Annotated in this window: 22 protein-coding genes and 10 pseudogenes; 15 read left to right on the top strand and 17 right to left on the bottom strand. The window is 54.8% G+C overall.

From position 1 onward, the window contains the following. Nucleotides 1-263: 263 nt before the first annotated feature. Complete coding sequence (locus tag ACLHV9_RS26940; RefSeq protein WP_000239590.1) at nucleotides 264-1,139, top strand: extended-spectrum class A beta-lactamase CTX-M-15; 876 nt, start codon at nucleotides 264-266, stop codon at nucleotides 1,137-1,139. Nucleotides 1,140-1,185: 46 nt separating this feature from the next. Here ACLHV9_RS26940 and ACLHV9_RS26935 read toward each other — a convergent pair. Next, nucleotides 1,186-1,530, bottom strand: a pseudogene (locus ACLHV9_RS26935) (WbuC family cupin fold metalloprotein); the annotation flags it as partial. Between the two features lies 1 nt (nucleotide 1,531). Between ACLHV9_RS26935 and ACLHV9_RS26930 the strand changes: the two are divergent. The 3 pseudogenes from ACLHV9_RS26930 to ACLHV9_RS26920 form a co-directional block, all read left to right on the top strand. Continuing rightward, nucleotides 1,532-2,483 (top strand): annotated as a pseudogene (locus ACLHV9_RS26930) (DUF4158 domain-containing protein); the annotation flags it as partial. A 50-nt stretch (nucleotides 2,484-2,533) separates the two neighbouring features. Then, nucleotides 2,534-3,242 (top strand): annotated as a pseudogene (locus ACLHV9_RS26925) (IS6-like element IS26 family transposase). A gap of 36 nt (nucleotides 3,243-3,278) precedes the next feature. Further along, nucleotides 3,279-3,713: pseudogene (locus ACLHV9_RS26920) on the top strand (recombinase family protein); the annotation flags it as partial. A 318-nt stretch (nucleotides 3,714-4,031) separates the two neighbouring features. On the opposite strand, the gene ACLHV9_RS26915 reads toward ACLHV9_RS26920, so the two are convergent. Then, a complete protein-coding gene (locus ACLHV9_RS26915; RefSeq protein ID WP_001516695.1) occupies nucleotides 4,032-4,688 on the bottom strand; it encodes a quinolone resistance pentapeptide repeat protein QnrS1 in 657 nt (218 codons plus the stop codon). 394 nt (nucleotides 4,689-5,082) lie between these two features. Between ACLHV9_RS26915 and ACLHV9_RS26910 the strand changes: the two are divergent. Beyond that, nucleotides 5,083-5,241: pseudogene (locus ACLHV9_RS26910) on the top strand (transposase); the annotation flags it as partial. Nucleotides 5,242-5,293: 52 nt separating this feature from the next. Here ACLHV9_RS26910 and ACLHV9_RS26905 read toward each other — a convergent pair. Beyond that, nucleotides 5,294-5,998 carry an IS6-like element IS26 family transposase gene (locus ACLHV9_RS26905; RefSeq protein ID WP_001067855.1) on the bottom strand — a complete coding sequence of 235 codons (705 nt, stop codon included), beginning with the start codon at nucleotides 5,996-5,998 and terminating at the stop codon, nucleotides 5,294-5,296. 82 nt (nucleotides 5,999-6,080) lie between these two features. Between ACLHV9_RS26905 and ACLHV9_RS26900 the strand changes: the two are divergent. Together ACLHV9_RS26900 and ACLHV9_RS26895 are read left to right on the top strand one after the other, a co-directional pair. Further along, nucleotides 6,081-6,809: pseudogene (locus tag ACLHV9_RS26900) on the top strand (Tn3 family transposase); the annotation flags it as partial. 67 nt (nucleotides 6,810-6,876) lie between these two features. Further along, nucleotides 6,877-7,581: an IS6-like element IS26 family transposase gene (locus tag ACLHV9_RS26895; protein WP_001067855.1), complete on the top strand. Its 705-nt coding sequence runs from the start codon at nucleotides 6,877-6,879 to the stop codon at nucleotides 7,579-7,581. 53 nt (nucleotides 7,582-7,634) lie between these two features. On the opposite strand, the pseudogene ACLHV9_RS26890 reads toward ACLHV9_RS26895, so the two are convergent. The 4 genes and pseudogenes from ACLHV9_RS26890 to ACLHV9_RS26875 all read right to left on the bottom strand — a co-directional run. Continuing rightward, nucleotides 7,635-8,075: pseudogene (locus ACLHV9_RS26890) on the bottom strand (CatB-related O-acetyltransferase); the annotation flags it as partial. Between the two features lie 137 nt (nucleotides 8,076-8,212). Next, entirely contained in the window at nucleotides 8,213-9,043 is an 831-nt protein-coding gene (locus ACLHV9_RS26885; protein WP_001334766.1) for an oxacillin-hydrolyzing class D beta-lactamase OXA-1, read from the bottom strand. A gap of 130 nt (nucleotides 9,044-9,173) precedes the next feature. Then, nucleotides 9,174-9,728, bottom strand: a complete 555-nt coding sequence (locus ACLHV9_RS26880; protein WP_063840321.1) for a fluoroquinolone-acetylating aminoglycoside 6'-N-acetyltransferase AAC(6')-Ib-cr5 — start codon at nucleotides 9,726-9,728, stop codon at nucleotides 9,174-9,176. A gap of 143 nt (nucleotides 9,729-9,871) precedes the next feature. Next, nucleotides 9,872-10,576, bottom strand: a complete 705-nt coding sequence (locus tag ACLHV9_RS26875) for an IS6-like element IS26 family transposase (RefSeq protein WP_001067855.1) — start codon at nucleotides 10,574-10,576, stop codon at nucleotides 9,872-9,874. A gap of 106 nt (nucleotides 10,577-10,682) precedes the next feature. Between ACLHV9_RS26875 and aac(3)-IIe the strand changes: the two genes are divergently transcribed. The 3 genes from aac(3)-IIe (at nucleotide 10,683) to ACLHV9_RS26860 (ending at nucleotide 13,346) form a co-directional block, all read left to right on the top strand. Next, nucleotides 10,683-11,543, top strand: coding sequence for an aminoglycoside N-acetyltransferase AAC(3)-IIe (aac(3)-IIe, locus tag ACLHV9_RS26870; RefSeq protein WP_000557452.1), 861 nt, complete (start codon nucleotides 10,683-10,685; stop codon nucleotides 11,541-11,543). 12 nt (nucleotides 11,544-11,555) lie between these two features. Beyond that, the gene (locus tag ACLHV9_RS26865) at nucleotides 11,556-12,098 is read left to right on the top strand and encodes an AAA family ATPase (protein ID WP_002063889.1); all 543 of its coding nucleotides are present in this window, start codon (nucleotides 11,556-11,558) and stop codon (nucleotides 12,096-12,098) included. Nucleotides 12,099-12,189: 91 nt separating this feature from the next. Further along, nucleotides 12,190-13,346 (top strand): IS3 family transposase gene (locus tag ACLHV9_RS26860; RefSeq protein WP_369700724.1). Its coding sequence is split into 2 segments (ribosomal slippage): nucleotides 12,190-12,457 and nucleotides 12,457-13,346, totalling 1,158 coding nucleotides; the frame shifts between segments, so codons are not numbered across the junction. Here ACLHV9_RS26860 and ACLHV9_RS26855 read toward each other — a convergent pair. Then, the gene (locus tag ACLHV9_RS26855; RefSeq protein WP_001067855.1) at nucleotides 13,292-13,996 is read right to left on the bottom strand and encodes an IS6-like element IS26 family transposase; all 705 of its coding nucleotides are present in this window, start codon (nucleotides 13,994-13,996) and stop codon (nucleotides 13,292-13,294) included. The genes ACLHV9_RS26860 and ACLHV9_RS26855 overlap by 55 nt on opposite strands. 65 nt (nucleotides 13,997-14,061) lie before the next feature. Here ACLHV9_RS26855 and ACLHV9_RS26850 point away from each other — a divergent pair. Together ACLHV9_RS26850 and ACLHV9_RS26845 are read left to right on the top strand one after the other, a co-directional pair. Continuing rightward, nucleotides 14,062-15,576 (top strand): annotated as a pseudogene (locus tag ACLHV9_RS26850) (Tn3-like element TnAs1 family transposase); the annotation flags it as partial. Nucleotides 15,577-15,617: 41 nt separating this feature from the next. Next, nucleotides 15,618-15,860, top strand: a complete 243-nt coding sequence (locus ACLHV9_RS26845; RefSeq protein ID WP_032140899.1) for a hypothetical protein — start codon at nucleotides 15,618-15,620, stop codon at nucleotides 15,858-15,860. A 31-nt stretch (nucleotides 15,861-15,891) separates the two neighbouring features. Here ACLHV9_RS26845 and tetR(A) read toward each other — a convergent pair whose 3' ends face one another. Beyond that, nucleotides 15,892-16,542 (bottom strand): tetracycline resistance transcriptional repressor TetR(A), encoded by a 651-nt coding sequence (gene tetR(A) / locus ACLHV9_RS26840; protein ID WP_000164043.1) that lies wholly within the window; start codon nucleotides 16,540-16,542, stop codon nucleotides 15,892-15,894. A 103-nt stretch (nucleotides 16,543-16,645) separates the two neighbouring features. Here tetR(A) and tet(A) point away from each other — a divergent pair, with 103 nt between their 5' ends. Then, the gene (tet(A), locus tag ACLHV9_RS26835; RefSeq protein ID WP_000804064.1) at nucleotides 16,646-17,845 is read left to right on the top strand and encodes a tetracycline efflux MFS transporter Tet(A); all 1,200 of its coding nucleotides are present in this window, start codon (nucleotides 16,646-16,648) and stop codon (nucleotides 17,843-17,845) included. Nucleotides 17,846-17,876: 31 nt separating this feature from the next. On the opposite strand, the pseudogene ACLHV9_RS26830 reads toward tet(A), so the two are convergent. Then, nucleotides 17,877-18,759: pseudogene (locus tag ACLHV9_RS26830) on the bottom strand (EamA family transporter). A gap of 137 nt (nucleotides 18,760-18,896) precedes the next feature. Then, nucleotides 18,897-19,289 carry a cysteine hydrolase family protein gene (locus ACLHV9_RS26825; RefSeq protein ID WP_001351729.1) on the bottom strand — a complete coding sequence of 131 codons (393 nt, stop codon included), beginning with the start codon at nucleotides 19,287-19,289 and terminating at the stop codon, nucleotides 18,897-18,899. A gap of 3 nt (nucleotides 19,290-19,292) precedes the next feature. Between ACLHV9_RS26825 and ACLHV9_RS26820 the strand changes: the two are divergent. Then, nucleotides 19,293-20,033 (top strand): annotated as a pseudogene (locus ACLHV9_RS26820) (Tn3 family transposase); the annotation flags it as partial. Nucleotides 20,034-20,065: 32 nt separating this feature from the next. On the opposite strand, the gene ACLHV9_RS26815 reads toward ACLHV9_RS26820, so the two are convergent. Next, a complete protein-coding gene (locus tag ACLHV9_RS26815; protein ID WP_000509965.1) occupies nucleotides 20,066-20,671 on the bottom strand; it encodes a recombinase family protein in 606 nt (201 codons plus the stop codon). Nucleotides 20,672-20,765: 94 nt separating this feature from the next. Here ACLHV9_RS26815 and ACLHV9_RS26810 point away from each other — a divergent pair, with 94 nt between their 5' ends. Continuing rightward, the gene (locus tag ACLHV9_RS26810; RefSeq protein WP_001553819.1) at nucleotides 20,766-23,663 is read left to right on the top strand and encodes a Tn3-like element Tn5403 family transposase; all 2,898 of its coding nucleotides are present in this window, start codon (nucleotides 20,766-20,768) and stop codon (nucleotides 23,661-23,663) included. A gap of 136 nt (nucleotides 23,664-23,799) precedes the next feature. Here ACLHV9_RS26810 and pemK-mt read toward each other — a convergent pair whose 3' ends face one another. From pemK-mt to repA, 5 genes are all read right to left on the bottom strand, one after another. Then, on the bottom strand, nucleotides 23,800-24,132 hold the full coding sequence (gene pemK-mt / locus ACLHV9_RS26805; RefSeq protein WP_000439434.1) for a type II toxin-antitoxin system toxin endoribonuclease PemK-mt: 333 nt from the start codon (nucleotides 24,130-24,132) through the stop codon (nucleotides 23,800-23,802). 1 nt (nucleotide 24,133) lies between these two features. Then, a complete protein-coding gene (gene pemI, locus ACLHV9_RS26800; protein WP_000557619.1) occupies nucleotides 24,134-24,391 on the bottom strand; it encodes a type II toxin-antitoxin system antitoxin PemI in 258 nt (85 codons plus the stop codon). Nucleotides 24,392-24,483: 92 nt separating this feature from the next. Beyond that, nucleotides 24,484-25,137, bottom strand: a complete 654-nt coding sequence (locus ACLHV9_RS26795) for a CPBP family intramembrane glutamic endopeptidase (protein WP_000616807.1) — start codon at nucleotides 25,135-25,137, stop codon at nucleotides 24,484-24,486. A gap of 97 nt (nucleotides 25,138-25,234) precedes the next feature. Then, a complete protein-coding gene (locus ACLHV9_RS26790) occupies nucleotides 25,235-25,375 on the bottom strand; it encodes a hypothetical protein (protein ID WP_001333237.1) in 141 nt (46 codons plus the stop codon). Nucleotides 25,376-26,073: 698 nt separating this feature from the next. Then, the coding region (gene repA / locus ACLHV9_RS26785; protein ID WP_206766603.1) for an incFII family plasmid replication initiator RepA at nucleotides 26,074-26,931 on the bottom strand (858 nt) is incomplete at its 5' end.

Below are 26,931 nucleotides of genomic sequence, written 5' to 3'. Positions count from 1 at the left end.
AGTGCCAATAAGAATATCATCAATAAAATTGAGTGTTGCTCTGTGGATAACTTGCAGAGTTTATTAAGTATCATTGCAGCAAAGATGAAATCAATGATTTATCAAAAATGATTGAAAGGTGGTTGTAAATAATGTTACAATGTGTGAGAAGCAGTCTAAATTCTTCGTGAAATAGTGATTTTTGAAGCTAATAAAAAACACACGTGGAATTTAGGGACTATTCATGTTGTTGTTATTTCGTATCTTCCAGAATAAGGAATCCCATGGTTAAAAAATCACTGCGCCAGTTCACGCTGATGGCGACGGCAACCGTCACGCTGTTGTTAGGAAGTGTGCCGCTGTATGCGCAAACGGCGGACGTACAGCAAAAACTTGCCGAATTAGAGCGGCAGTCGGGAGGCAGACTGGGTGTGGCATTGATTAACACAGCAGATAATTCGCAAATACTTTATCGTGCTGATGAGCGCTTTGCGATGTGCAGCACCAGTAAAGTGATGGCCGCGGCCGCGGTGCTGAAGAAAAGTGAAAGCGAACCGAATCTGTTAAATCAGCGAGTTGAGATCAAAAAATCTGACCTTGTTAACTATAATCCGATTGCGGAAAAGCACGTCAATGGGACGATGTCACTGGCTGAGCTTAGCGCGGCCGCGCTACAGTACAGCGATAACGTGGCGATGAATAAGCTGATTGCTCACGTTGGCGGCCCGGCTAGCGTCACCGCGTTCGCCCGACAGCTGGGAGACGAAACGTTCCGTCTCGACCGTACCGAGCCGACGTTAAACACCGCCATTCCGGGCGATCCGCGTGATACCACTTCACCTCGGGCAATGGCGCAAACTCTGCGGAATCTGACGCTGGGTAAAGCATTGGGCGACAGCCAACGGGCGCAGCTGGTGACATGGATGAAAGGCAATACCACCGGTGCAGCGAGCATTCAGGCTGGACTGCCTGCTTCCTGGGTTGTGGGGGATAAAACCGGCAGCGGTGGCTATGGCACCACCAACGATATCGCGGTGATCTGGCCAAAAGATCGTGCGCCGCTGATTCTGGTCACTTACTTCACCCAGCCTCAACCTAAGGCAGAAAGCCGTCGCGATGTATTAGCGTCGGCGGCTAAAATCGTCACCGACGGTTTGTAATAGCGGAAACGGAATGGGGAAACTCATTCCGTTTTTGTTTATCGCCTTAGACGGCAAAAGTGCTGTCGCCCACCTGCGCTTGCGCATACCAGGCCATAAGCTCCGTGGTTCCTGGTTCTCCTTCCGCTGGAGCCCAGTGCGCATAGTCATCGGCAGCCACGGGTTGATAGCCACCGTGTTTTACTTCAAAAATTATGCCACCGGTATCCAGCGACAGCACGGCATGCCAGGTTCCTGCGGCCATCTCCAGCACCGTACAGGTTTCCCCCAATATCGCCCGATGGGTGACGGTACCCCGATCGTCAAAATTCAGCACCACGAAACGACCCCTTAATGGCAACAGTAGCTCGAAGGTGTGAGGGTGTCGGTGCGGGCGCACGTAGGTCCCAGGTCATATTCCTTCCGGCGTCCGGCATTTTACCGCCAGACAGCTCGGGATTCGTGATATCACCGTTCTTGCAGAATACGGTCAGAGGGAAAATACCCGCCGTGAGCATGCAGCGCTGATACGTCAGCACTATCAGTATCGTGAATTGCCTGGCCCTGGACATTTCGCCTTACCCGTCTTTTATATACCCGGAGCTGGATAAGCAACGAACGTCCTGGCCTGCTTTTCGATCTGGCGACAGGGTGGCTTATGCAACATCGTATTATTCTCCCCGGAGCCACTACGCTGACCCGGTTGATTTCAGAGGTAAGGGAAAAGGCGACGTTGCGCCTGTGGAACAAACTGGCACTGATACCGTCAGCCGAACAGCGTTCACAGCTGGAGATGCTGCTGGGGCCAACTGATTGCAGCCGCCTGTCTTTACTGGAATCACTGAAAAAGGGCCCTGTGACCATCAGTGGTCCGGCGTTTAATGAAGCAATTGAACGCTGGAAAACTCTGAACGATTTTGGCCTGCATGCTGAAAACCTGAGTACACTCCCGGCTGTGCGCCTGAAAAATCTCGCACGTTATGCTGGTATGACTTCGGTGTTCAATATTGCCAGGATGTCACCGCAGAAAAGGATGGCGGTTCTGGTTGCCTTTGTCCTTGCATGGAAACGCTGGCGCTGGATGATGCATTGGACGTTCTGGACGCCATGCTGGCCGTTATCATCCGTGACGCCAGAAAGATTGGGCAGAAAAAACGGCTCCGCTCGCTGAAGGATCTGGATAAATCTGCATTGGCGCTCGCCAGCGCATGTTCGTACCTGCTGAAAGAAGAAACACCGGACGAATCGATTCGTGCTGAGGTGTTCAGCTACATCCCAAGGCAAAAGCTGGCTGAAATCATCACGCTTGTCCGTGAAATTGCCCGGCCCTCAGACGATAATTTTCATGAAGAGGCACTGTTGCAAATAGTCGGTGGTGATAAACTTATCATCCCCTTTTGCTGATGGAGCTGCACATGAACCCATTCAAAGGCCGGCATTTTCAGCGTGACATCATTCTGTGGGCCGTACGCTGGTACTGCAAATACGGCATCAGTTACCGTGAGCTGCAGGAGATGCTGGCTGAACGCGGAGTGAATGTCGATCGATCACTCCACGATTTACCGCTGGGTTCAGCGTTATGCGCCTGAAATGGAAAAACGGCTGCGCTGGTACTGGCGTAACCCTTCCGATCTTTGCCCGTGGCACATGGATGAAACCTACGTGAAGGTCAATGGCCGCTGGGCGTATCTGTACCGGGCCGTCGACAGCCGGGGCCGCACTGTCGATTTTTATCTCTCCTCCCGTCGTAACAGCAAAGCTGCATACCGGTTTCTGGGTAAAATCCTCAACAACGTGAAGAAGTGGCAGATCCCACGATTCATCAACACGGATAAAGCGCCCGCCTATGGTCGCGCGCTTGCTCTGCTCAAACGCGAAGGCCGGTGCCCGTCTGACGTTGAACACCGACAGATTAAGTACCGGAACAACGTGATTGAATGCGATCATGGCAAACTGAAACGGATAATCAACGCCACGCTGGGATTTAAATCCATGAAGACGGCTTACGCCACCATCAAAGGTATTGAGGTGATGCGTGCACTACGCAAAGGCCAGGCCTCAGCATTTTATTATGGTGATCCCCTGGGCGAAATGCGCCTGGTAAGCAGAGTTTTTGAAATGTAAGGCCTTTGAATAAGACAAAAGGCTGCCTCATCGCTAACTTTGCAACAGTGCCAGCTGGACCGCCTCGGTCGTGATCTTCGTCATCTCATTAATACAGTGCACGACCTGACCGCGAGGGGGACCGGTCTGAAAGTGCTGACCGGTCACGGGGCGACTATCGACACAACAACGGCCGCTGGCAAGCTTGTCTTCGGTATCTTTGCCGCACTGGCGGAGTTTGAGCGCGAACTGATTGCTGAAAGAACGACTGCAGGTCTGGCATCAGCAAGAGCCCGTGGGCGGAACGGCGGCCGACCTTATAAAATGACGCCAGTCAAACTGCGACTGGCAATGGCATCAATGGGACAATCAGAAACAAAGGTCAGTACGCTATGCCAGGAACTTGGGATAACCCGGCAAACTTTGTACAGGCATATTTCCCCTGTTGGTCAACTGCGGGCGGACGGGATCAAGCTGTTCAACCGTGGATAATTTGAACGGACGGAAAAATCTGGGGTTCCGGCGTAGTACCCCTATCACCTCCACATTTTTGCAACAGTGCCTTATAAATGGCAGCCTTATGTTTACTTGCCAAGATGGGCTACCATATGATGTTTTATACTGAGCAATATTAATATTATCTTTAATGGAAAAATTAAGCCCACTAAGTGACCCACTGCTATATGGCTCTATTGTGAAGACGCCTGAGGGTAAAAATTTATACATGGTTGTCCCTATGTCTATTATTGCAAGGTTGACAATATTATTCGTTTTATAAATTTGAGCGTTTAAAATCACACATCAAAGCAATTAGTCAGGATAAACAACAATACCCAGTGCTTCGAGAATCAGTTCTTGCTGCCAGGCTGCAATTTTGATACCTGATGTATCGACTTTGCGGGGATCTAAACCGTCGAGTTCGGCGTGGCATAAATTGGCACCCTGTAGGCTAAATTGCCCCCAGACATCTTCGGAAAAAACACCTCGACTTAAGTCTGACTCTTTCAGTGATGCACCCGCTAGGTTCGTTCCTATCCAGCGATTTTCAAACAACTCACATTTTTCTAAACAAACCCTCTCCATATTGGCATAGGAAAGATTACATCCAGAAATAAATGCTGAGCAAAAGTACATACGATTACTCACTTGATGGGCAAAGTTTGTTCGGGAAAAGTTGGCACCTTTTAAATCACACGCACGGAACTCTATACCGTAGCAATTGGCATTACTGAAGTTTGCCATCGCAAGTTGGCATTGTTGGAAACTTGCATCACGAAGATCTGCGACATCAAAGTGGCAGCCTTCGATATCACCCTGTTCAATGAACTTGCAGTTGACGAATGTCGTATCACGCAAGTTAGCACGTCGAAAGTCGCTGCGAATGAATGTGCAAGCGGTGAAGGTGAGATCACTTAAGTCTTTATGTGAAAAGTTGTGGTGCCGATATGTATGATTGTAGGTTTCCATGAGTACTCCTTGTTGAAAGGAGGGCTAGACTACCATTATACATATGCCAAGACATTAAAATAAAAGCCTGTTACATCAACACATTACAACCCCTCAATTTACCTGTTTTAAGTGGTCAAATTGGCGCGTAGAGCGCCTATCGCTCTTGCATTGGCACGCGGCCCTGTTGAAAAAAGTTATTCGCTTTAGATAGGGTTAGGAGAGCCGTGCTTCGCCGGTAAAAAATCGGACTATCCGACGCAGGGCGGACTCATCGGCGGAGAAGCAAACTTTGACTATATCTCCCTACACTTGGAAGAGGGCTAGACTGGCCCCATAGATCACCAGACACTTCGACTCTCTTAAAATAAGAGGTAGTCTTGGAACTATGTTTAATACCAGTCAGAACGATAAGATGGTTGAAGTGTTATCAGGACCTGAGCGGCGTCGGCGTCGTACACCGCAGGAAAAAATTGCCATTATTCAGCAGACTATGGAGCCCGGTATGACCGTGTCTCATGTCGCGCGCCTGCATGGCATCAATGCAAACCAGATATTCAAATGGCGCAAGCAAGGCACTGTTGCAAAGTTAGCGATGAGGCAGCCTTTTGTCTCATTCAAAGGCCTTACATTTCAAAAACTCTGCTTACCAGGCGCATTTCGCCCAGGGGATCACCATAATAAAATGCTGAGGCCTGGCCTTTGCGTAGTGCACGCATCACCTCAATACCTTTGATGGTGGCGTAAGCCGTCTTCATGGATTTAAATCCCAGCGTGGCGCCGATTATCCGTTTCAGTTTGCCATGATCGCATTCAATCACGTTGTTCCGGTACTTAATCTGTCGGTGTTCAACGTCAGACGGGCACCGGCCTTCGCGTTTGAGCAGAGCAAGCGCGCGACCATAGGCGGGCGCTTTATCCGTGTTGATGAATCGCGGGATCTGCCACTTCTTCACGTTGTTGAGGATTTTACCCAGAAACCGGTATGCAGCTTTGCTGTTACGACGGGAGGAGAGATAAAAATCGACAGTGCGGCCCCGGCTGTCGACGGCCCGGTACAGATACGCCCAGCGGCCATTGACCTTCACGTAGGTTTCATCCATGTGCCACGGGCAAAGATCGGAAGGGTTACGCCAGTACCAGCGCAGCCGTTTTTCCATTTCAGGCGCATAACGCTGAACCCAGCGGTAAATCGTGGAGTGATCGACATTCACTCCGCGTTCAGCCAGCATCTCCTGCAGCTCACGGTAACTGATGCCGTATTTGCAGTACCAGCGTACGGCCCACAGAATGATGTCACGCTGAAAATGCCGGCCTTTGAATGGGTTCATGTGCAGCTCCATCAGCAAAAGGGGATGATAAGTTTATCACCACCGACTATTTGCAACAGTGCCGAAACGACTGAGCAAAATGATCAGTGATCTACTCCCTCCGGTGGATTTAACGGAGTTGCTGCTCGAAATTAACGCCCATACCGGATTTGCTGATGAGTTTTTCCATGCTAGTGAAGCCAGTGCCAGAGTTGATGATCTGCCCGTCAGCATCAGCGCCGTGCTGATGGCTGAAGCCTGCAATATCGGTCTGGAACCACTGATCAGATCAAATGTTCCTGCACTGACCCGACACCGGCTGAACTGGACAAAAGCGAACTATCTGCGGGCTGAAACTATCACCAGCGCTAATGCCAGACTGGTTGATTTTCAGGCAACGCTGCCACTGGCACAGATATGGGGTGGAGGAGAAGTGGCATCTGCAGATGGAATGCGCTTTGTTACGCCAGTCAGAACAATCAATGCCGGACCGAACCGCAAATACTTTGGTAATAACAGAGGGATCACCTGGTACAACTTTGTGTCCGATCAGTATTCCGGCTTTCATGGCATCGTTATACCGGGGACGCTGAGGGACTCTATCTTTGTGCTGGAAGGTCTTCTGGAACAGGAGACCGGGCTGAATCCAACCGAAATTATGACCGATACAGCAGGTGCCAGCGAACTTGTCTTTGGCCTTTTCTGGCTGCTGGGATACCAGTTTTCTCCACGCCTGGCTGATGCCGGTGCTTCGGTTTTCTGGCGAATGGACCATGATGCCGACTATGGCGTGCTGAATGATATTGCCAGAGGGCAATCAGATCCCCGAAAAATAGGGCACTGTTGCAAATAGTCGGTGGTGATAAACTTATCATCCCCTTTTGCTGATGGAGCTGCACATGAACCCATTCAAAGGCCGGCATTTTCAGCGTGACATCATTCTGTGGGCCGTACGCTGGTACTGCAAATACGGCATCAGTTACCGTGAGCTGCAGGAGATGCTGGCTGAACGCGGAGTGAATGTCGATCACTCCACGATTTACCGCTGGGTTCAGCGTTATGCGCCTGAAATGGAAAAACGGCTGCGCTGGTACTGGCGTAACCCTTCCGATCTTTGCCCGTGGCACATGGATGAAACCTACGTGAAGGTCAATGGCCGCTGGGCGTATCTGTACCGGGCCGTCGACAGCCGGGGCCGCACTGTCGATTTTTATCTCTCCTCCCGTCGTAACAGCAAAGCTGCATACCGGTTTCTGGGTAAAATCCTCAACAACGTGAAGAAGTGGCAGATCCCGCGATTCATCAACACGGATAAAGCGCCCGCCTATGGTCGCGCGCTTGCTCTGCTCAAACGCGAAGGCCGGTGCCCGTCTGACGTTGAACACCGACAGATTAAGTACCGGAACAACGTGATTGAATGCGATCATGGCAAACTGAAACGGATAATCGGCGCCACGCTGGGATTTAAATCCATGAAGACGGCTTACGCCACCATCAAAGGTATTGAGGTGATGCGTGCACTACGCAAAGGCCAGGCCTCAGCATTTTATTATGGTGATCCCCTGGGCGAAATGCGCCTGGTAAGCAGAGTTTTTGAAATGTAAGGCCTTTGAATAAGACAAAAGGCTGCCTCATCGCTAACTTTGCAACAGTGCCCCACATCTTTTGTCACCAACGAGCGGCTGCCTATCACCGCACCGTGCCCGATCTTGATTCCGGGCATGACCATTGCCTCAGAGCCGATCCAAACGTCATTGCCAATGACAGTATTACCTGCTTTTTGGAAGGCATCGAGTGCGCTTGAGAATGCAGGTTCTTCCTGCATATAAAAGAACGGGAAAGATGATGCCCAGTCGTACCGATGCCCCTGATTGCCAGCCATGATAAAGGAAGCCCCACTCCCGATAGAGCAGAAACTACCGATGATCAACTTATCAACGTCATCACGGTCCGGAAACAGATACCGTGCGCAGTCATCGAATGAGTGCCCATGATAGTAGCCAGAGTAATAGCTGTACCGCCCAACTTTGATATTGGGGTTCTTCACTTGCTCAGAAAGCAGCTTGCCTTTGAAGGGGCTATCAAAGTAGTTGGTCATAAGAGATCCCGCGGTCTGTGACTTTGCCGTCTAACGTTTGAAATAAGGGGCGCCGAGCGCCAGCGAGGGGAGCCAAAAGCTTGCTTTTGGCCGTCCCGACTTGATTGAAGGGTTGGGCGATTTTGCCATTAGATTTTTTATAAATTTAGTGTGTTTAGAATGGTGATCGCATTTTTCTTGGCTTTTATGCTTGATGTTAAATTCGACCCCAAGTTTCCTGTAAGTGCGGACACAAAAACATATTTATGTCCTGATTTGCTTATAATAAACCCTTCAAACCATCCGTTTTGTAAGGTTCTATTTGCTGTGAATCCTGCACCAGTTTTCCCATACAGTTTTGTACTATTATCCAGATCTTGTAGATACATGTTCTCTATGGTGTTTTCTATGGCTGAGTTTTTAACTGGGAGATTGTGATTAATAATTTTACGCAGGAATTGAATTTGTTCTTCTGGTGAAATTTTTAAGCTACTTTCGAGCCATGCTTCTGTTAATCCGTTGTTTCTTTCTTTATCTCCAGAGAAGTCTTGATTTCCATAATCAAAATCTTTGAGATAATTCTTGATTTTATTTAATCCAATTTTTTGGGTTATTTCTTGCGAAACCCAAACAACAGAAAATTGCATCCACGTCTTTGGTGTATGATTGCTGTTCCAGATCTCCATTCCTTTGGGGGTTTTATCCCATTTGAATATGGTTTTCTGATCTATTATTTCCGCATCAAATGCCATAAGTGATAATGCGATCTTGAAAGTTGAATCTGGTGCCATTTGCGTTGCACACTTTGCTTTATTGAATTGAGCAATTTCAGCGTTTGTGGATGCATCGTAAAGTAAAAAACAACCTTCAGTTCCTTCAAATAATGGAGATGCAACAGTAGAGATATCTGTTGATGCACTGGCGCTGCTGTAGATAATATTTGCAATTATTAAAAAAATAGCGAAGTTGATATGTATTGTGTTTTTCATAATAAGTATTGGTTTGGTAAAGGGCTTAATTTTAACGGCTAACAATTAATGAGGCTCCGGGTTCGCCCAACGTTTGACATGAGGGGCGGCCAAGGGCGCCAGCCCTTGGACGTCCCCCTCGATGGAAGGGTTAGGCATCACTGCGTGTTCGCTCGAATGCCTGGCGTGTTTGAACCATGTACACGGCTGGACCATATGGGGTGGTTACGGTACCTTGCCTCTCAAACCCCGCTTTCTCGTAGCATCGGATCGCTCGCAAGTTGCTCGGCGACGGGTCCGTTTGGATCTTGGTGACCTCGGGATCATTGAACAGCAACTCAACCAGAGCTCGAACCAGCTTGGTTCCCAAGCCTTTGCCCAGTTGTGATGCATTCGCCAGTAACTGGTCTATTCCGCGTACTCCTGGATCGGTTTCTTCTTCCCACCGTCCGTCCCCGCTTCCAAGAGCAACGTACGACTGGGCATACCCAATCGGCTCTCCATTCAGCATTGCAATGTATGGAGTGACGGACTCTTGCGCTAAAACGCTTGGCAAGTACTGTTCCTGTACGTCAGCAAGTGTCGGGCGTGCTTCTTCTCCGCCCCACCACTCGACGATATGAGATCGATTTAGCCACTCATAGAGCATCGCAAGGTCATGCTCAGTCATGAGGCGCAGTGTGACGGAATCGTTGCTGTTGGTCACGATGCTGTACTTTGTGATGCCTAACTTTGTTTTTGCGTTGCTCATGATGTCTAACTCCCAATTTGTGTAGGGCTTATTATGCACGCTTAAAGGCACTGTTGCAAAGTTAGCGATGAGGCAGCCTTTTGTCTTATTCAAAGGCCTTACATTTCAAAAACTCTGCTTACCAGGCGCATTTCGCCCAGGGGATCACCATAATAAAATGCTGAGGCCTGGCCTTTGCGTAGTGCACGCATCACCTCAATACCTTTGATGGTGGCGTAAGCCGTCTTCATGGATTTAAATCCCAGCGTGGCGCCGATTATCCGTTTCAGTTTGCCATGATCGCATTCAATCACGTTGTTCCGGTACTTAATCTGTCGGTGTTCAACGTCAGACGGGCACCGGCCTTCGCGTTTGAGCAGAGCAAGCGCGCGACCATAGGCGGGCGCTTTATCCGTGTTGATGAATCGCGGGATCTGCCACTTCTTCACGTTGTTGAGGATTTTACCCAGAAACCGGTATGCAGCTTTGCTGTTACGACGGGAGGAGAGATAAAAATCGACAGTGCGGCCCCGGCTGTCGACGGCCCGGTACAGATACGCCCAGCGGCCATTGACCTTCACGTAGGTTTCATCCATGTGCCACGGGCAAAGATCGGAAGGGTTACGCCAGTACCAGCGCAGCCGTTTTTCCATTTCAGGCGCATAACGCTGAACCCAGCGGTAAATCGTGGAGTGATCGACATTCACTCCGCGTTCAGCCAGCATCTCCTGCAGCTCACGGTAACTGATGCCGTATTTGCAGTACCAGCGTACGGCCCACAGAATGATGTCACGCTGAAAATGCCGGCCTTTGAATGGGTTCATGTGCAGCTCCATCAGCAAAAGGGGATGATAAGTTTATCACCACCGACTATTTGCAACAGTGCCTCTCGATAGGTATAGTGTTTTGCAGTTTAGAGGAGATATCGCGATGCATACGCGGAAGGCAATAACGGAGGCAATTCGAAAATTAGGAGTCCAAACCGGTGACCTGTTGATGGTGCATGCCTCACTTAAAGCGATTGGTCCGGTCGAAGGAGGAGCGGAGACGGTCGTTGCCGCGTTACGCTCCGCGGTTGGGCCGACTGGCACTGTGATGGGATACGCGTCGTGGGACCGATCACCCTACGAGGAGACTCTGAATGGCGCTCGGTTGGATGACAAAGCCCGCCGTACCTGGCCGCCGTTCGATCCCGCAACGGCCGGGACTTACCGTGGGTTCGGCCTGCTGAATCAATTTCTGGTTCAAGCCCCCGGCGCGCGGCGCAGCGCGCACCCCGATGCATCGATGGTCGCGGTTGGTCCGCTAGCTGAAACGCTGACGGAGCCTCACGAACTCGGTCACGCCTTGGGGGAAGGGTCGCCCGTCGAGCGGTTCGTCCGCCTTGGCGGGAAGGCCCTGCTGTTGGGTGCGCCGCTAAACTCCGTTACCGCATTGCACTACGCCGAGGCGGTTGCGGATATCCCCAACAAACGATGGGTGACGTATGAGATGCCGATGCTTGGAAGAAACGGTGAAGTCGCCTGGAAAACGGCATCAGAATACGATTCAAACGGCATTCTCGATTGCTTTGCTATCGAAGGAAAGCCGGATGCGGTCGAAACTATAGCAAATGCTTACGTGAAGCTCGGTCGCCATCGAGAAGGTGTCGTGGGCTTTGCTCAGTGCTACCTGTTCGACGCGCAGGACATCGTGACGTTCGGCGTCACCTATCTTGAGAAGCACTTCGGAGCCACTCCGATCGTGCCAGCACACGAAGCCGCCCAGCGCTCTTGCGAGCCTTCCGGTTAGAGGCCGTCGACAATGATAATCTGGATCAACGGACCTTTCGGCGCCGGAAAGACGACTCTCGCTGAGCGGCTGCGCGATCGGCGTCCGAAATCGCTGATCTTTGACCCTGAGGAAATCGGGTTCGTGGTGAAAGAAACGGTCCCCATACCAGCGAGCGGAGACTATCAGGATCTCCCCTTGTGGAGGGGACTTACGATCGCTGCGGTCAGCGAGATTCGCAGGAATTACTCGCAGGACATCATCATCCCAATGACGCTCGTGCACCCGGACTATCTGACTGAGATACTCGACGGGTTAAGGCAGATCGACGATCAGCTGCTGCACATCTTTCTGATGCTTAACGAGGACCTATTGCGTCACCGGATCTCGAACCAGACCATGCATCCTGACCCGAATCGGAATGCGGAGATTCGAGAGTGGCGATTAGCGAATGTCGCCCGATGCTTGGCCGCAAGGGAACGGCTTCCGTCCACAACCCGTGTTCTCGATAGTGGTGCACACACCAGCGATGAACTTGCAGCGATGGTGCTCGACAGACTCGATCAGCGCACCTGATCGCCTTAGAGCTGGCTCGGGAAATCTGCACAGCGGGGATAAGTGGAGTTTCTGCCTGACTTCGGCTTAGATGCCGGGAACAGGAGAGACCATGACGAGACGACCGCGCCGGAACCATAGCCCGGCTTTCAAGGCGAAGGTGGCACTTGCCGCCATCCGAGGTGAGCAGACGCTGGTGGAGTTGTCCCAGCAGTTCGATGTGCACGCCAACCAGATCAAGCAATGGAAAGACCAGCTCCTTGAGGGGGCGACAGGTGTGTTCGGCGATGAAACGAAAGCGGAGCCGTCGGGTCCGACCATCGATGTCAAAACGCTGCACGCGAAAATCGGCGAACTGACACTGGAGAACGATTTTTTATCCGGTGCGCTCGGCAAGGCGGGATTGCTGGGCGGAAAGAAATGATCGACCGCGAGCACAAGCTATCCGTCGTGCGCCAGGCGAAGCTTCTCGGCTTCAGCCGTGGCAGCGTCTACTATCTGCCTCGTCCGGTGTCTGACGGCGATCTGGCCCTTATGCGCCGGATTGACGAATTGCATCTCGACTACCCCTTTGCCGGAAGTCGGATGTTGCAAGGGCTCTTGAGAGGAGAAGGTCTGGAGACCGGGCGGCGACACGTCGCCACGCTGATGAAGAAGATGGGCATCAAGGCGATCTACCGCCGCCCGAACACCTCGAAACCAGCGCCAGGGCACATACGAAAGCTGGCAGTCACCCGGCCCAATCAGGTGTGGGCAATGGACCTGACCTACATCCCCATGGCGCGGGGATTTGTCTATCTGTGCGCCGTCGTGGACTGGTTCAGCCGGAAGGTCTTGTCATGGCGGTTGTCGATCACGATGGAAGCAGCCTTCTGCATCGAGGCGGTGGAGGAGGCACTTGCCCGTCATGGCAGGCCGGAAATCTTCAATACCGACCAGGGATCGCAGTTCACCTCCATCGACTTCACCGCCGTGCTGAAGAGGTCACAGATTGCCATCTCGATGGATGGCAAGGGTGCGTGGCGAGACAATGTCTTCGTCGAGCGGCTCTGGCGTTCGATCAAATACGAGGAAGTCTACCTCCATGCCTACAAGACTGTGTCCGAGGCACGCGCTGGCATCGCCCGATATCTGAACTTCTACAACACCAGACGCCCACATTGGCACTGTTGCAAAGTTAGCGATGAGGCAGCCTTTTGTCTTATTCAAAGGCCTTACATTTCAAAAACTCTGCTTACCAGGCGCATTTCGCCCAGGGGATCACCATAATAAAATGCTGAGGCCTGGCCTTTGCGTAGTGCACGCATCACCTCAATACCTTTGATGGTGGCGTAAGCCGTCTTCATGGATTTAAATCCCAGCGTGGCGCCGATTATCCGTTTCAGTTTGCCATGATCGCATTCAATCACGTTGTTCCGGTACTTAATCTGTCGGTGTTCAACGTCAGACGGGCACCGGCCTTCGCGTTTGAGCAGAGCAAGCGCGCGACCATAGGCGGGCGCTTTATCCGTGTTGATGAATCGCGGGATCTGCCACTTCTTCACGTTGTTGAGGATTTTACCCAGAAACCGGTATGCAGCTTTGCTGTTACGACGGGAGGAGAGATAAAAATCGACAGTGCGGCCCCGGCTGTCGACGGCCCGGTACAGATACGCCCAGCGGCCATTGACCTTCACGTAGGTTTCATCCATGTGCCACGGGCAAAGATCGGAAGGGTTACGCCAGTACCAGCGCAGCCGTTTTTCCATTTCAGGCGCATAACGCTGAACCCAGCGGTAAATCGTGGAGTGATCGACATTCACTCCGCGTTCAGCCAGCATCTCCTGCAGCTCACGGTAACTGATGCCGTATTTGCAGTACCAGCGTACGGCCCACAGAATGATGTCACGCTGAAAATGCCGGCCTTTGAATGGGTTCATGTGCAGCTCCATCAGCAAAAGGGGATGATAAGTTTATCACCACCGACTATTTGCAACAGTGCCACTTCGACGACTACCTGCTGCCGGCCGAGAAGTTCGCCGCACTCAAGCGCGAGCAGGCCCTGCCCCTGGCGATCAACCCGAACAGCGACCAGTACCTGGAAGAGCGTTTGCAGCTGCTGGACGAGCAGTTGGCCACCGTCACCCGCCTGGCCAAGGACAACGAGCTGCCCGATGCCATCCTCACCGAGTCAGGGCTGAAAATCACCCCGCTGGATGCGGCGGTGCCGGATCGGGCGCAGGCGCTGATCGACCAAACCAGCCAGTTACTGCCGCGCATCAAGATCACCGAACTGCTGATGGACGTGGACGACTGGACGGGCTTCAGCCGCCACTTCACCCACTTGAAGGACGGGGCCGAGGCCAAAGACAGGACGTTGCTGCTGTCCGCAATCCTCGGTGATGCGATCAACCTCGGGCTGACCAAGATGGCCGAGTCGAGCCCCGGCCTGACCTACGCCAAGCTGTCCTGGCTGCAAGCCTGGCACATCCGCGACGAAACCTATTCGGCGGCCTTGGCCGAGCTGGTCAACCACCAGTATCGCCACGCCTTTGCCGCCCACTGGGGCGACGGCACGACCTCATCCTCCGATGGCCAGCGCTTCCGCGCGGGTGGCCGGGGCGAGAGCACCGGGCACGTCAACCCGAAGTACGGTAGCGAGCCGGGACGGCTGTTCTATACCCATATCTCCGACCAGTACGCGCCGTTCAGCACCCGCGTGGTGAATGTCGGCGTCCGCGATTCCACCTATGTGCTCGACGGCCTGCTGTACCACGAGTCCGACCTGCGGATCGAGGAGCACTACACCGACACGGCCGGCTTCACCGATCACGTCTTTGCCCTGATGCACCTGCTAGGCTTCCGCTTCGCGCCGCGCATCCGCGACCTCGGCGAAACCAAGCTGTACGTGCCGCAGGGCGTGCAAGCCTACCCGACGTTGCGCCCGCTGATCGGCGGCACCCTGAACATCAAGCACGTGCGTGCCCACTGGGACGACATCCTGCGCCTGGCCAGCTCGATCAAGCAGGGCACCGTCACCGCCTCGCTGATGCTGCGCAAGCTCGGCAGCTACCCGCGCCAGAACGGACTGGCCGTGGCCCTGCGCGAGCTGGGCCGGATCGAGCGCACGCTGTTCATCCTGGACTGGCTGCAAAGTGTTGAACTGCGCCGCCGCGTGCATGCCGGCCTGAACAAAGGTGAGGCGCGCAACTCGCTGGCCAGGGCGGTGTTCTTCAACCGCCTTGGGGAAATCAGGGATCGGAGCTTCGAGCAGCAGCGCTACCGGGCCAGCGGCCTCAACCTGGTGACGGCGGCTATCGTGCTGTGGAACACGGTGTACCTGGAACGCGCCACCCAGGGGTTGGTCGAGGCCGGCAAGCCGGTGGACGGCGAGCTGCTGCAATTCCTGTCGCCGCTGGGCTGGGAGCACATCAACCTAACCGGCGATTACGTCTGGCGGCAGAGCCGCAGACTGGAAGACGGGAAGTTTCGGCCCTTACGGATGCCCGGAAAACCTTAGCGTACGATTTTTTCCGAATTCTGCGGGCTCCCCTATCTCATCTGCGCAAGGCAGAACGTGAAGACGGCCGCGAGCGCCAGGCGCACGAGGCCGGCGCGCGGACCCGCGCCACGGCCCACGAGCGGACGCCGCAGCAGGAGCGCCAGAAGGCCGCCAGAGAGGCCGAGCGCGGCCGTGAGGCTTGGACGCTAGGGCAGGGCATGAAAAAGCCCGTAGCGGGCTGCTACGGGCGTCTGACGCGGTGGAAAGGGGGAGGGGATGTTGTCTACATGGCTCTGCTGTAGTGAGTGGGTTGCGCTCCGGCAGCGGTCCTGATCAATCGTCACCCTTTCTCGGTCCTTCAACGTTCCTGACAACGAGCCTCCTTTTCGCCAATCCATCGACAATCACCGCGAGTCCCTGCTCGAACGCTGCGTCCGGACCGGCTTCGTCGAAGGCGTCTATCGCGGCCCGCAACAGCGGCGAGAGCGGAGCCTGTTCAACGGTGCCGCCGCGCTCGCCGGCATCGCTGTCGCCGGCCTGCTCCTCAAGCACGGCCCCAACAGTGAAGTAGCTGATTGTCATCAGCGCATTGACGGCGTCCCCGGCCGAAAAACCCGCCTCGCAGAGGAAGCGAAGCTGCGCGTCGGCCGTTTCCATCTGCGGTGCGCCCGGTCGCGTGCCGGCATGGATGCGCGCGCCATCGCGGTAGGCGAGCAGCGCCTGCCTGAAGCTGCGGGCATTCCCGATCAGAAATGAGCGCCAGTCGTCGTCGGCTCTCGGCACCGAATGCGTATGATTCTCCGCCAGCATGGCTTCGGCCAGTGCGTCGAGCAGCGCCCGCTTGTTCCTGAAGTGCCAGTAAAGCGCCGGCTGCTGAACCCCCAACCGTTCCGCCAGTTTGCGTGTCGTCAGACCGTCTACGCCGACCTCGTTCAACAGGTCCAGGGCGGCACGGATCACTGTATTCGGCTGCAACTTTGTCATGCTTGACACTTTATCACTGATAAACATAATATGTCCACCAACTTATCAGTGATAAAGAATCCGCGTTCAATCGGACCAGCGGAGGCTGGTCCGGAGGCCAGACGTGAAACCCAACAGACCCCTGATCGTAATTCTGAGCACTGTCGCGCTCGACGCTGTCGGCATCGGCCTGATTATGCCGGTGCTGCCGGGCCTCCTGCGCGATCTGGTTCACTCGAACGACGTCACCGCCCACTATGGCATTCTGCTGGCGCTGTATGCGTTGATGCAATTTGCCTGCGCACCTGTGCTGGGCGCGCTGTCGGATCGTTTCGGGCGGCGGCCGGTCTTGCTCGTCTCGCTGGCCGGCGCTGCTGTCGACTACGCCATCATGGCGACGGCGCCTTTCCTTTGGGTTCTCTATATCGGGCGGATCGTGGCCGGCATCACCGGGGCGACTGGGGCGGTAGCCGGCGCTTATATTGCCGATATCACTGATGGCGATGAGCGCGCGCGGCACTTCGGCTTCATGAGCGCCTGTTTCGGGTTCGGGATGGTCGCGGGACCTGTGCTCGGTGGGCTGATGGGCGGTTTCTCCCCCCACGCTCCGTTCTTCGCCGCGGCAGCCTTGAACGGCCTCAATTTCCTGACGGGCTGTTTCCTTTTGCCGGAGTCGCACAAAGGCGAACGCCGGCCGTTACGCCGGGAGGCTCTCAACCCGCTCGCTTCGTTCCGGTGGGCCCGGGGCATGACCGTCGTCGCCGCCCTGATGGCGGTCTTCTTCATCATGCAACTTGTCGGACAGGTGCCGGCCGCGCTTTGGGTCATTTTCGGCGAGGATCGCTTTCACTGGGACGCGACCACGATCGGCATTTCGCTTGCCGCATTTGGCATTCTGCATTCACTCGCCCAGGCAATGATCACCGGCCCTGTAGCCGCCCGGCTCGGCGAAAGGCGGGCACTCATGCTCGGAATGATTGCCGACGGCACAGGCTACATCCTGCTTGCCTTCGCGACACGGGGATGGATGGCGTTCCCGATCATGGTCCTGCTTGCTTCGGGTGGCATCGGAATGCCGGCGCTGCAAGCAATGTTGTCCAGGCAGGTGGATGAGGAACGTCAGGGGCAGCTGCAAGGCTCACTGGCGGCGCTCACCAGCCTGACCTCGATCGTCGGACCCCTCCTCTTCACGGCGATCTATGCGGCTTCTATAACAACGTGGAACGGGTGGGCATGGATTGCAGGCGCTGCCCTCTACTTGCTCTGCCTGCCGGCGCTGCGTCGCGGGCTTTGGAGCGGCGCAGGGCAACGAGCCGATCGCTGATCGTGGAAACGATAGGCCTATGCCATGCGGGTCAAGGCGACTTCCGGCAAGCTATACGCGCCCTAGGAGTGCGGTTGGAACGTTGGCCCAGCCAGATACTCCCGATCACGAGCAGGACGCCGATGATTTGAAGCGCACTCAGCGTCTGATCCAAGAACAACCATCCTAGCAACAGGCGGTCCCCGGGCTGAGAAAGCCCAGTAAGGAAACAACTGTAGGTTCGAGTCGCGAGATCCCCGGAACCAAAGGAAGTAGGTTAAACCCGCTCCGATCAGGCCGAGCCACGCCAGGCCGAGAACATTGGTTCCTGTAGGCATCGGGATTGGCGGATCAAACACTAAAGCTACTGGAACGAGCAGAAGTCCTCCGGCCGCCAGTTGCCAGGCGGTAAAGGTGAGCAGAGGCACGGGAGGTTGCCACTTGCGGGTCAGCACGGTTCCGAACGCCATGGAAACCGCCCCCGCCAGGCCCGCTGCGACGCCGACAGGATCTAGCGCTGCGTTTGGTGTCAACACCAACAGCGCCACGCCCGCAGTTCCGCAAATAGCCCCCAGGACCGCCATCAATCGTATCGGGCTACCTAGCAGAGCGGCAGAGATGAACACGACCATCAGCGGCTGCACAGCGCCTACCGTCGCCGCGACCCCGCCCGGCAGGCGGTAGACCGAAATAAACAACAAGCTCCAGAATAGCGAAATATTAAGTGCGCCGAGGATGAAGATGCGCATCCACCAGATTCCCGTTGGAATCTGTCGGACGATCATCACGAGCAATAAACCCGCCGGCAACGCCCGCAGCATCGCGACCGTCATCGGTGAGAAGTTCGGCAGGTATTGGGTGGTGACAATGTAGGTGCTGCCCCAAATGGCAGGTGCTATCGCTGTGAACAATAAATCGGGCGTGCGTAATGACATGCGATTACAAGACCTCCGCTACGGCGATGGGTTTTTGAGAGTTGCAGGCGCCGCGATGACCGCACCCTGACTTGGACTGGCCCTGCCTCGCACCAATCCACCTGCGGCTATGGCCGCGATCATGCGAGGCCCGAAAATTACACGACCTGTACACGTCCGCCGAACCCGGAACGCAACAGAGCTTCGTGGGCATCCCGATCCGGGTCGTAGCAGCAGTCCTGGACCAAACGCACGTCGTAGTCCGCATCACTAGCCCAGGCGACGCTTGAAAGAACAACGCCGGTGGTGCTTATCCCGGCCATGACAAGCGTGCTTACGCCGCGCGTCCGAAGGTCGGCGTCGAGCGCCGTGCCATAAAAGACGCTGGCTCGCGGACATGCATAGAAAAGGTCGCCCCGTTCGATCGCAAGCCCTTCGACGGGCAGACCGGTGCGAAATCGTCCGCTCGGGAGATACGGTGAGATTTGGCGATTCGTCGCCGGCGGCGCATGTTCATACTCTTCGCCGAGCGAAAAGTTGGGGAACAGCACGGGCCGGCCGCGCAAGGCGTGCTGGCAGCCGTGCAGACCCTGCGTGAGATGAACGCCGACAACCTGCGCAAGGTGCCGGCCGATGCACCCACGGCCTTCATCAAGCCGCGCTGGAAGCCGCTGGTGATCACCCCGGAAGGCCTCGACCGGAAATTCTACGAAATCTGCGCCCTGTCCGAGCTGAAGAACGCCCTGCGCTCCGGCGACATCTGGGTCAAGGGCTCGCGGCAGTTCCGCGACTTCGACGACTACCTGCTGCCGGCCGAGAAGTTCGCCGCACTCAAGCGCGAGCAGGCCCTGCCCCTGGCGATCAACCCGAACAGCGACCAGTACCTGGAAGAGCGTTTGCAGCTGCTGGACGAGCAGTTGGCCACCGTCACCCGCCTGGCCAAGGACAACGAGCTGCCCGATGCCATCCTCACCGAGTCAGGGCTGAAAATCACCCCGCTGGATGCGGCGGTGCCGGATCGGGCGCAGGCGCTGATCGACCAAACCAGCCAGTTACTGCCGCGCATCAAGATCACCGAACTGCTGATGGACGTGGACGACTGGACGGGCTTCAGCCGCCACTTCACCCACTTGAAGGACGGGGCCGAGGCCAAAGACAGGACGTTGCTGCTGTCCGCAATCCTCGGTGATGCGATCAACCTCGGGCTGACCAAGATGGCCGAGTCGAGCCCCGGCCTGACCTACGCCAAGCTGTCCTGGCTGCAAGCCTGGCACATCCGCGACGAAACCTATTCGGGGTCGGTTCCGGCTGAGGGCGAAATGACACCCTAAGCGTTAGCTCTGTGTCGTTGCACGATGTCAGCGACGGTATTCTTGCTGATACCGAGCTCGCGTGCGATCCAGCGATAGCTGCGTCCCTCGGCCCTCATCGCAACCACCTTAGGCAAAAGTCGGTCTGATTTTGGTCGCACTCCGGCCTGACGACCAAGCCTCTTACCACGTGCCTTCGCAACAGCAAGGCCTGACTTGACCCGCTCGCTGATGAGATCCCGCTCAAACTCCGCAATGCCGGAAAGAAACGTCGCCAGCATTCGTCCATACGGCGACGAAAGATCGAACGCCATTCCATTCATGGCTATCACGGAAACCTTCCAGTTCTCCAGTTCACGTAGCGTATTGAGCAGATCGAGCGTCGAGCGCCCCCACCGGGAAAGCTCAGTGACCAGGATTGCATCAATTTGTCTGGACTGGGCAAGCGCCAGGACTTTCTTTCGCTCGGCCCGGTCGAGTTTAGTTCCTGAACCTGTTTCCTTAAATATTCCCACCACGTCGTAGCCGGCACAGCCGGCGAAGGCTCGCAGATCAAATTCCTGGCGTTCACAAGACTGATCCGCTGTTGAAACCCGGCAGTAAATGGCGGCACGATGTCCCAATTGAACCCTCCTGGATTTTTGTATCGGAACGCCCTGATTTATATGGGCTGGCTGTTGTCCAAAACAGACTATACTTCAAAAGGGACGAATTTGTATGTCACGACGCCATATTTTCACCGAACGGCAGCGAGCAGCGCTGTTCGATCTGCCCACGGACGAACTGTCGCTACTGAAGTTCTACACGCTGGGCGATGATGACCTGGAAAACATTAGGCAGCGCCGCAGACCGGAAAACAGGATTGGCTTTGCCCTGCAACTTTGTGCCTTACGATATCCGGGCCGTGCACTGGCTCCTGGTGAGATGATCCCGCGTGAAGTCCTTTCCTTCGTCGGTGCTCAGCTTGGAGTTCCGGCTGATGCGCTTCTCACTTATGCCACACGGCGCCAAACCCGTCAGCAGCACATGGACACGCTGCGCGAAATTTACGGCTACAAGACCTTCACGGGCCGTGGTGCCCGTGATCTGCGGGAGTGGACTTTCGGCCAGGCCGAAGATGCCAGATCAAACGAGGATCTTGCTCATCGTTTTATTGTGCGGTGTCGGGAAACTTCCACCATTCTGCCCGCAGTATCGACAATCGAGCGCTTGTGCGCGGATGCTCTGGTCGCCGCTGAGCGGCGGATTGAAACGCGGATTGCGGAAAATTTAACAGCGGATGTTCGCGATCACCTGGACAAACTTCTGAGTGAAATGCTCGCCGGCAATATCAGTCGTTTCATCTGGCTTCGCAACTTCGAGGTTGGTAACAACTCGGCTGCTGCTAACCGTTTGCTCGACAGGCTCGAATTTCTGCGTACCCTGAATATCAATCATAGTGCTTTGGCCAGCATACCTGCCCATCGCATTGCCCGGCTGCGTCGGCAGGGTGAACGCTACTTCACCGACGGTTTGCGTGACATCACTTCGGACCGCCGCTGGGCGATCCTTGCCGTCTGTGTTGTGGAGTGGGAAGCGGCGATTGCTGATGCCATAGTCGAAACCCATGACAGGATCGTAGGAAAAACCTGGCGGGAAGCGAAGCGCCAGCATGACGAAACAATTTCCGGCTCTAAAGCCACACTCACGGATACGATCCGTACCTTCACCGCGCTGGGAGCTTCGTTGCTTGAGGCCCGCAGTGACGGAACCCCGCTGGAGATGGCTGTCGCCAGTTCGGTTGCATGGGACCGGCTCGCTCAACTGGTAGCGACAGGGACTCAACTCAGCAACACGCTAGCCGATGAGCCTCTTGCATATGTCGGGCAGGGATACCATCGCTTTCGTCGTTATGCGCCCCGCATGTTGCGCTGTCTGAAGCTCGAAGCCGCGCCGGTCGCCGGACCATTGGTAGCAGCAGCTTTGTCGATCGGAGAGATGAAAGGTGTTGCATCGCCAGAAAGGCGTTTCCTGCGGCCCAGCTCCAAATGGAACCGTCATTTACGAGCTCAGGAAAAAGGAGATACCCGTCTTTGGGAAGTGGCGGTACTCTTTCACCTCCGGGATGCTTTTCGTTCCGGAGATGTCTGGCTCGCTCATTCGCGCCGCTATGGTGACCTCAAGCAGGTACTGGTGCCGATGATCGCGGCGCAGGAAAATGCAAAACTGGCCGTGCCTTCCAACCCACAGGATTGGCTGGCAGACAGAAAGGCGCGACTCACGATCGCTCTTAAGCGGCTGGCCCGGGCTGCCCGTAACGGCACTATTCCGCACGGTAGCATAGAAGATGGAACGTTGCGGATCGACAGGTTGACAGCAGACGTGCCGGATGGTGCCGAGGCACTCATACTGGATCTGTATCGCCGAATGCCGTCCGTTCGGATTACCGACATGCTGCTTGAAGTTGATGCAGCCCTTGGTTTCACAGATGCGTTTACCCATCTGAGAACCGGGGCTCCATGTCGCGACCGGATCGGTCTGCTCAACGTCCTGCTCGCTGAAGGGCTCAATCTGGGCCTGCGTAAGATGGCGGAAGCTACAAACACGCATGATTACTGGCAGCTCTCACGCCTTGCCCGCTGGCATGTTGAAAGCGAAGCCATGAACCAGGCATTGGCAATTGTGGTGGCCGCGCAGGGTAAACTGCCGATGTCACGCGTCTGGGGGATGGGCACGTCAGCATCGAGCGATGGTCAGTTTTTCCCGACAGCGCGGCATGGCGAAGCCATGAACATGGTCAATGCCAAATATGGTTCTGTTCCCGGCCTCAAAGCGTATACTCACGTAAGCGACCAGTTCGCGCCATTCGCTTGTCAGTCGATCCCGGCGACCGTGAGCGAGGCACCGTATATTCTCGATGGACTACTGATGAACGAGGTCGGTCGCCATGTTCGCGAACAGTATGCCGATACAGCAGGATTCACCGACCATTTGTTCGGAGCCAGTAGCCTGCTCGGCTACAATCTCGTTCTGCGAATCAGGGATCTGCCATCGAAGCGGTTGTACGTATTTAATCCCGATACGACCCCCAGGGAGTTACGCAAGTTGGTAGGTGGAAAAGCCCGGGAGGATCTTATCGTTGCGAACTGGCCTGATATTTTCCGTTGTGCCGCGACGATGACCGCTGGCAAAATCAGGCCCAGCCAACTCCTGCGCAAGCTCGCTTCTTACCCACGACAAAACAACCTTGCAGTTGCGCTTCGTGAAGTTGGTCGTATTGAACGGACCCTTTTCATTATTGAGTGGATCCTGGATACGGACATGCAGCGGCGTGCTCAGATCGGTCTTAACAAGGGAGAGGCCCACCATGCGCTCAAAAATGCGCTCCGTATCGGGAGGCAGGGGGAAATTCGCGATCGCACGACAGAGGGGCAGCACTACCGAATCGCTGGGCTCAATTTATTGACTGCGGTGATCATTTACTGGAATACCGTCCATCTTGGTCATGCCGTCACGGAGCGGCGGAACGAAGGGTTGGATGTTCCCCCTGAATTTCTTCCCCACATATCCCCATTGGGCTGGGCGCACATTCTACTGACTGGCGAATATCTTTGGCCCAAGGAACCGAAAGCTTAGGGTGTCATTTCGCCCTCAGCCGGAACCGACCCCTTTTAGCCAAATAACGTTTGGGAATCACCAGAATGGTGGGACAACAGCGGTTTTAGTGCCCTAAATCGTACGTTTTCATCCAGTTGCCCCTCAAACCCCATGTTCAAGTCAGAATAGTGGACAGGCGGCCAAGAACTTCGTTCATGATAGTCTCCGGAACCCGTTCGAGTCGTTTTCCGCCCCGTGCTTTCATATCAATTGTCCGGGGTTGATCGCAACGTACAACACCTGTGGTACGTATGCCAACACCATCCAACGACACCGCAAAGCCGGCAGTGCGGGCAAAATTGCCTCCGCTGGTTACGGGCACAACAACAGGCAGGCGGGTCACGCGATTAAAGGCCGCCGGTGTGACAATCAGCACCGGCCGCGTTCCCTGCTGCTCATGACCTGCGGTAGGATCAAGCGAGACAAGCCAGATTTCCCCTCTTTCCATGTCAGATTTCCTCCTGACCAGTCGCCGGTGCATCCAGCCATTCTCGTTCTTCAGCTGATATTTCAGCATTCGGATCACACTGTGCCAGTAGCTCAGCCAGTGAATATTGCGGGCGTCTGTACGGCTCAACAATCAGCCGGCCATTATCAATGACCATGCCAACTTCATTATCTGTGCCCAGAGACAGCGCATTCAGCAGTGCCGGTGGGACGGTCAGCATAACTGAGCCGCCAACCCTCTTCAGTCGGGTGGTATGCATTCTTCACCTCCATAAAAGTTATATTTAAATATAACATCCACTAAAAAAACACACCAGGCTTTAACGCACAATGTTTAATAAAAATATAACTTTCAACCAAACAGTAAACCCAGCGTGGTTGCTTCCATATGCAGCAATACCGGCAGCAGCAGGCCACCACTTCTGATCCTGGCCACTGATGTAATCAACCCCACCAGGAACAGTTCTGCCAGTGTCAGCAGGTTCTGATACTGGCTGTGCGCGGCGACGAACAACAACGACGTTATCAGCGCCCCCAGCCACATCGTCCAGCAGTACCGTGAACGGAAGACGTTCAGCATAATCCCCCGGAACAGCGTTTCCTCATTCAACGGGGCAAGGATAAAGATGGTCAGCAACGTCAGGATCACGTCAGGTATGGACTTATCGGCAAAAAGTTTCGTCATAAATGGCTCAGCAGGCAGAGCCAGCGCCTTACCGAGCAGAAATACACCGACATACACCACGGCCATCGCACCGACCAGCCACGGTACGCCAACGTTGCGCAGCTGACCAACGACCGGTAGCGGAGCTATCCAACGGCGGTATACCAGGAAAACACACAGCAGGTACATCAGAACAGTACCATGACTGAAGAACAAATAGTTTTTTCCTGATCCATAAAGCAGAACGGCCTGCTCCATGACAAATCTGGCTCCCCAACTAATGCCCCATGCAGCCAGCATAACCAGCATAAACTGCAGATATTGATTACGTGTTTGAATCATTGCATCGCCTGTAAATTTTTAACTTGTCCTATTTTTGTCATTACCACGTATATACACATGTATAACAATTCAGATATCGTTACCAGGATATGCCGCATCAGCGGCATGGAAGGCGGCACTCTGTTGTTTCATATGATACAGGAGTAAAACCGCCGAAGCCCGGCGTAAGCCGGTACTGATTGATAGATTTCACCTTACCCATCCCCAGCCCTGCCAGACCATACCCGCTTTCAGCCATGAGAGAGCTTCTGTGCGCGGTCGGAGTGGTCCCGACGAGGGTTTACCCGAAGTCGGGGCGTATCTCCGCGTTAGCGGGCCGTGAGGGCCGCTTACGAGCGTGTACTGAGAACTTCCAGCGAGAAGACTGACAGCGATGAAGATGTAGTTACAACATTCATAATTAAAAGCGACTCTGTTCCGGCCCTTTGGGCCGGGGGGGGGCCGCTTTTCAGTTATGAGGGAGGGGCTTTGTGGTTTCAGTTCTGCGCTGGTTCGGGGTTTTTCTGGAGGTTGGTTTTGTGTGTTGTAACTAAAGTGGCTCCGGTCGGGGCCCGCCGCTTGCGGTGGGAGGTGCATATCTGTCTGTCCACAGGACAGGCAGTGAATAGGTTTTCTTTTTAAATGAATGTAATTAAGTAGTTTAAAGGAGATATAAACAGGTGTTTAAAAGATACATTGCACCCTGTAAGACTGGCGGCTGGCGCTTTATGACATGAACGGTTGTAACCTTATGGGGAAGTCCCTTGCAGTTAAATGTGGATAAGCAAAATTCCCCGTCTGTGAGGCGTGTTTTGTATCGAAAACAGGGGGGCCGGATGCACCAGAAGCTGGATGATGAGGTTGTTTTTGTATGTGGTGCTGATTTTTTGTGCGCTGTCGGGCTTCAGACGTGCGGAAGCCTCCGGCGCAGGCCGGATTATTCAGAGGAGGTCACTTTCAGGGGGAAGCTGTGGCCAGCCGGCTGTAATTACGGTTACGTGACAGAATCATGCGCTCCTTCACACGACGCTCAACTTCGCGTTTTACCGCCTCACGATTGGCAGTGAAGCGCCCTTCCGCGATTTCGCGCGTCAGCTGCCGTTTCACCAGGGTGACAATATCCTGACGTTCCCTGTCCGCATCACGACGCGCACGGGCACGCTTTATTCCCCGGGACTTAAGCTCTGTCTGATAACTGCGAAAACGCTCACGAACAAAACGCCAGGCTTTCGCTATCAGTTCATCCATGCCCAGGGTATCCAGCCCCTGCTTTTTGCGTTGTTTGTTTTCCCATACCACACGGCTGCGGCGCGCGGCGGCCACTGCCTCCTCTGATACATCGAGGGCAGCAAACAGTGCAGATGTGAACGTGATATCGGTCGGAATGTAGCACCCGATAAGCGGGTCATATTCCGTCTGGTAGGTAATCAGTCCCAGCTCTGACAGGAACGTCAGGGCCCGGGTGGCACGGGTGATGGAGAGTTTTCCGGCAGCAGACTCCGTCGCCAGTCCGCACTCAATGGCCAGCGTGGTGATGGAGCACTGGACGCGGTTGGCCAGCGGGTCATAGTGGAAACACAGCCCCTGCAGGAGCGCATCAATAGCCCGTCGACGCAGCACTGGTGGCATGCGTCGACGCAGACCACGCGAACGGGCATGCGCCACATGAATGGCGAAATCAAAACGGGAAGTGAAGCCCACCGCCTTTTCCATCAGTTTTTCGCAGAACTTCAGCGTTCCTGCACCTTCACGGGGTGTAAACACCGGATTCGGGTTCTTTACCTGGCGGTAATACGTTTGGTGAAGATCAGTCAC

Source organism: Enterobacter sp. CPE_E890 (assembly GCF_046521475.1).
GTDB lineage: Bacteria > Pseudomonadota > Gammaproteobacteria > Enterobacterales > Enterobacteriaceae > Enterobacter > Enterobacter adelaidei.
The sequence above is the reverse complement of the archived record's forward strand: the minus strand, read 5'-3'. Positions and strand labels throughout refer to the sequence as shown.

Bases quoted from the DNA above. Each gene is read 5' to 3' on its own strand.
- ACLHV9_RS26865 (WP_002063889.1), top strand. From the start codon at position 11,556: ATGATAATCTGGATCAACGGACCTTTCGGCGCCGGAAAGACGACTCTC.
- ACLHV9_RS26855 (WP_001067855.1), bottom strand. From the start codon at position 13,996: ATGAACCCATTCAAAGGCCGGCATTTTCAGCGTGACATCATTCTGTGG.
- pemI (WP_000557619.1), bottom strand. From the start codon at position 24,391: ATGCATACCACCCGACTGAAGAGGGTTGGCGGCTCAGTTATGCTGACC.
- ACLHV9_RS26790 (WP_001333237.1), bottom strand. From the start codon at position 25,375: ATGGCTGAAAGCGGGTATGGTCTGGCAGGGCTGGGGATGGGTAAGGTG.
- ACLHV9_RS26940 (WP_000239590.1), top strand. From the start codon at position 264: ATGGTTAAAAAATCACTGCGCCAGTTCACGCTGATGGCGACGGCAACC.
- ACLHV9_RS26875 (WP_001067855.1), bottom strand. From the start codon at position 10,576: ATGAACCCATTCAAAGGCCGGCATTTTCAGCGTGACATCATTCTGTGG.
- ACLHV9_RS26905 (WP_001067855.1), bottom strand. From the start codon at position 5,998: ATGAACCCATTCAAAGGCCGGCATTTTCAGCGTGACATCATTCTGTGG.
- ACLHV9_RS26885 (WP_001334766.1), bottom strand. From the start codon at position 9,043: ATGAAAAACACAATACATATCAACTTCGCTATTTTTTTAATAATTGCA.
- ACLHV9_RS26810 (WP_001553819.1), top strand. From the start codon at position 20,766: ATGTCACGACGCCATATTTTCACCGAACGGCAGCGAGCAGCGCTGTTC.
- ACLHV9_RS26795 (WP_000616807.1), bottom strand. From the start codon at position 25,137: ATGATTCAAACACGTAATCAATATCTGCAGTTTATGCTGGTTATGCTG.
- ACLHV9_RS26915 (WP_001516695.1), bottom strand. From the start codon at position 4,688: ATGGAAACCTACAATCATACATATCGGCACCACAACTTTTCACATAAA.
- pemK-mt (WP_000439434.1), bottom strand. From the start codon at position 24,132: ATGGAAAGAGGGGAAATCTGGCTTGTCTCGCTTGATCCTACCGCAGGT.
- ACLHV9_RS26895 (WP_001067855.1), top strand. From the start codon at position 6,877: ATGAACCCATTCAAAGGCCGGCATTTTCAGCGTGACATCATTCTGTGG.